The organism is Streptosporangium pseudovulgare, assembly GCF_014648055.1.
Classification (GTDB): Bacteria; Actinomycetota; Actinomycetes; order Streptosporangiales; family Streptosporangiaceae; genus Streptosporangium; species Streptosporangium pseudovulgare.
Window position 1 is genome coordinate 1 of sequence record NZ_BMQJ01000051.1, and the last position, 3,358, is coordinate 3,358.

The window sequence follows — 3,358 nt, forward strand, 5'->3', positions numbered from 1 at the left end:
GTAGCTTCCGGCGCTGGGGATGCTCGCCTGGTACCAGGCCACGTCGCTGGAGGAGACGGGGTTGGCGAACCGGTAGTCGGCGCCGTACCGCTGGCCGGAGTAGGCGGAGGTGCCCCAGTTGGCGCTGGCGGTGAACTTCCCGGCGGTGGTGTTGTCCACGGTGGCCGACCACGGGGTGCCGCCGCCGCTGCCGGTCACGTACTGCATGTACTTGGTCCAGTTCCAGTACGTGCCGGGGTCGGTGTGCGTGGCGCCGGGCACCTCGTTGTGCCCGATGATGTGGGAGCGGTCCTTGGGGATGCCGTACTTGTCGCAGATGGCGCGGGTCAGTGCGGCCGAGGAGCGGTACATCGCGTCGGTGAACCAGGAGGCGTCGTTGACGTAGCCCTCGTGCTCGATGCCGACGGACCGGGTGTTGTAGGTCCAGTTCCCGGCGTGCCAGGCGACGTCCTTCTCGCGGACCATCTGGGTGACGGCGCCGTCGGAGGAACGGACCACGTAGTGCGCCGAGACCTGGGCGCTGGGGTTCTGGAACCACGAGATCGAGCCGGCGTAGGAGCCCTGGGTCACGTGGATGACGACCCGGTCGATGGCGTAGCTCGACGGGCGGCTGGAGGCGGTGTAGTTGCTGGAGCTGGCGGCCACCCAGGACGCGGGCGGGTAGTCGGCGCTGGCGGCCAGCGTGTTGGCCGGCGCGTTGAGGTCGGCGGCCTTGGCGTACTCGCCGCGGTCGGCGGTGACCTCCTGCGGGGCGACCTTGACCTTGGGCGTGTCGATGCCGGTGCCGAGGAAGTTGTAGACGGTGTCGGCGTACAGCCGGGCGACCTCGGGGGTGGAGGCGTTGCCGTACTTGGCGACGGCGCCGTACCAGCGGCCGGCGTCCTTGCGGGCGGCGGCGTCGAGGCCGATCTCGTCGGCGTAGGACCGCAGCACCGCGGCGCCGCCGAGGATGTTGGCGGTGTCGTCCCTGCGCAGCGTCCTGGCCGGCTGGCCGGTGATCTGGGCGGCCTTCTCCAGGCTGTGCGCGGCGGGGTTGCTGACCAGGTGCATCACGCCGTAGCCGCCGCTCGCGCTTGGCGCGCCGCCGTGCCCGTCGAGGTGGGTCTCGGAGTAGGCGAGCGCGACGAGCAGGTCGCGCGGGACGTCGTAGGTGGCGGCGGCGCGGGCGAACGCGGCGGCCATGGGCCCCTCGGACGCGGCCGGGGTGGTCGGGGCGGCGGATGCCGGATGACCTCCGAAGATCAGGAGGGCGGAGAGTAAGCCGGCGGCTGTGGCTGCTGACCGGGCACGGGTGAGCGTCATGGTCGCTCCTTGATCGGGGGGTGCCAACGGCTGCACAGTACGGCCTTTATCTGACAAATGTCGATAATTGACATTACTGGCGAGTTAGAAGAAGATTTCCGTCTTCATCGACTGTTCGGTCCGCCCCGATCCGGACATCTTTCTTCTGGCGCGTTCCAAAATCCCTGGCTTCGTCCCGCCCGCCTCCGGCTCCGCAGGAGGCGATGAAGACTATTGCGCTTTCAGGTGATTGGTCTGAAACTTCTTTTCTGTGACGACGCCTCGAGCGGGCCGCAAGCGGCGGCTCGCCGCCTTCGGCCGCATTGCCGCGACGACCCTCTCCCTCGCCCTGACCTTCGCCTTCACCCCCACGACCGCCGCCACCGCCGCCGTGACCGCGCCGCGGACGGCACACGCGGCCACCGCCCTCGCCGCCTGCGCCACCGACCCCGCGACCCCCAAACGCCAGCTCCGCGCGATGTGGGTGGCCAGCGTCGCCAACATCGACTGGCCGAGCCGGACCGGCCTGAGCGCCTCGGCGCAGCAGGCCGAGTTCCGCGCCTGGCTGGACCTCGCGGTGCAGAAGCACATGAACGCCGTCGTCGTGCAGATCCGGCCGACGGCCGACGCGTTCTGGCCCTCGCCGTACGAGCCCTGGTCGCAGTGGCTGACCGGAACCCAGGGCGGAAACCCCGGCTACGACCCCCTGGCGTTCATGGTCGGCGAGGCGCACGCCCGGAACCTGGAGTTCCACGCGTGGTTCAACCCGTACCGGATCGCCAACCACGCCGACCCCACCCGCCTGGTGTCCACCCACCCGGCCCGCCAGCACCCCGACTGGAGGTTCGCCTACGGCGGCAAGCTCTACTACAACCCGGGGATCCCGGTGGTCCGCGACTTCATCGAGGACGCCGTCATGGACGCCGTCACCAGGTACGACATCGACGGCGTGCACCTCGACGACTACTTCTACCCCTATCCGGCCAGCGGTGAGACGATCCCCGACGCGGCCGCCTACGCCCAGTACGGCGGCGGCTTCGCCGACATCGCCGACTGGCGCCGCGACAACGTCAACCTCCTGGTCAAGGAGCTGGACCAGCGGATCCACGCGGCCAAGTCGTGGGTGAAGTTCGGCATCAGCCCGTTCGGCATCTGGCGCAACGCCTCGACCGACCCGCTGGGCTCGCAGACCTCCGGCATGCAGTCCTACGACGCCATCTACGCCGACACCCGGCTGTGGGTGAAGCAGGGCTGGGTCGACTACATCGCGCCGCAGATCTACTGGAACATCGGCTACAACGTGGCCGACTACAAGACGCTCACCGCCTGGTGGGCCGGCACGGTCCGGGGCACCGGCGTCCAGCTGTTCGTCGGCCAGGCCGCCTACCGGGCCGGGGCGTCCGGCGAGAGCGCGGCCTGGCAGCGGCCCGGGGAGCTCAGCGACCACCTCACCTACAACCGCCAGCACCCCGAGGTGCTCGGTGACGTCTTCTTCAGTGCCAAGGACGTCAGGGCGGACCGGATCGGCGCCGTCTCCACGCTGGTGTCCGCCCACTACTCGAAGCCCGCCCTGGTGCCCGCGTACGGCGCCGGCGTCGCGCCGGCCAGTCCCTCGATCACCTCGGCGACCCGGGGGACCGGCGGGGTGGCGCTGTCGTGGCAGCGCGGCGGCACCGGCACCCCGGTCTCGTACGCGGTCTACCGGGTGGACGGCTCCCAGAACGCGGCCGACCCGTGCTTCTTCGCCGACGCCCGCAACCTGGTCGGCACCACCCGCGGGACGTCCTTCACCGACGCCGGCGCGGCGGCCGGTTCCGCCTACACCTACTACGTGACCGCCCTGGACCGCCTGCACGCCGAGAGCGGGCCCAGCGCGGGCAAGGTGGTCACCGGCAGCGGGTCCGGCCAGTTCAGCGTGATCGTCGACAACGCCGGCTCCGGGTTCACCGCGGGTTCCAACTGGGGCACCTCCACCTACTCCGGCCAGCGGTACGGCGCCGACTACCGGTTCGCCAACCCCGTCTCCTCCAGCGACGTGGCCTGGTACCAGGCGAGCATCCCCAGCGCCGGAAGCTAC

2 protein-coding genes are annotated in these 3,358 nt (G+C 70.4%); one reads left to right on the top strand and one right to left on the bottom strand.

Annotated elements, in window-relative coordinates:
* The coding region (locus IEZ10_RS38345; protein WP_229812100.1) for an N-acetylmuramoyl-L-alanine amidase at positions 1-1,182 on the bottom strand (1,182 nt) is incomplete at its 3' end.
* Between the two features lie 370 nt (positions 1,183-1,552).
* Between IEZ10_RS38345 and IEZ10_RS38350 the strand changes: the two genes are divergently transcribed.
* The coding region (locus IEZ10_RS38350; protein WP_229812101.1) for a family 10 glycosylhydrolase at positions 1,553-3,358 on the top strand (1,806 nt) is incomplete at its 3' end.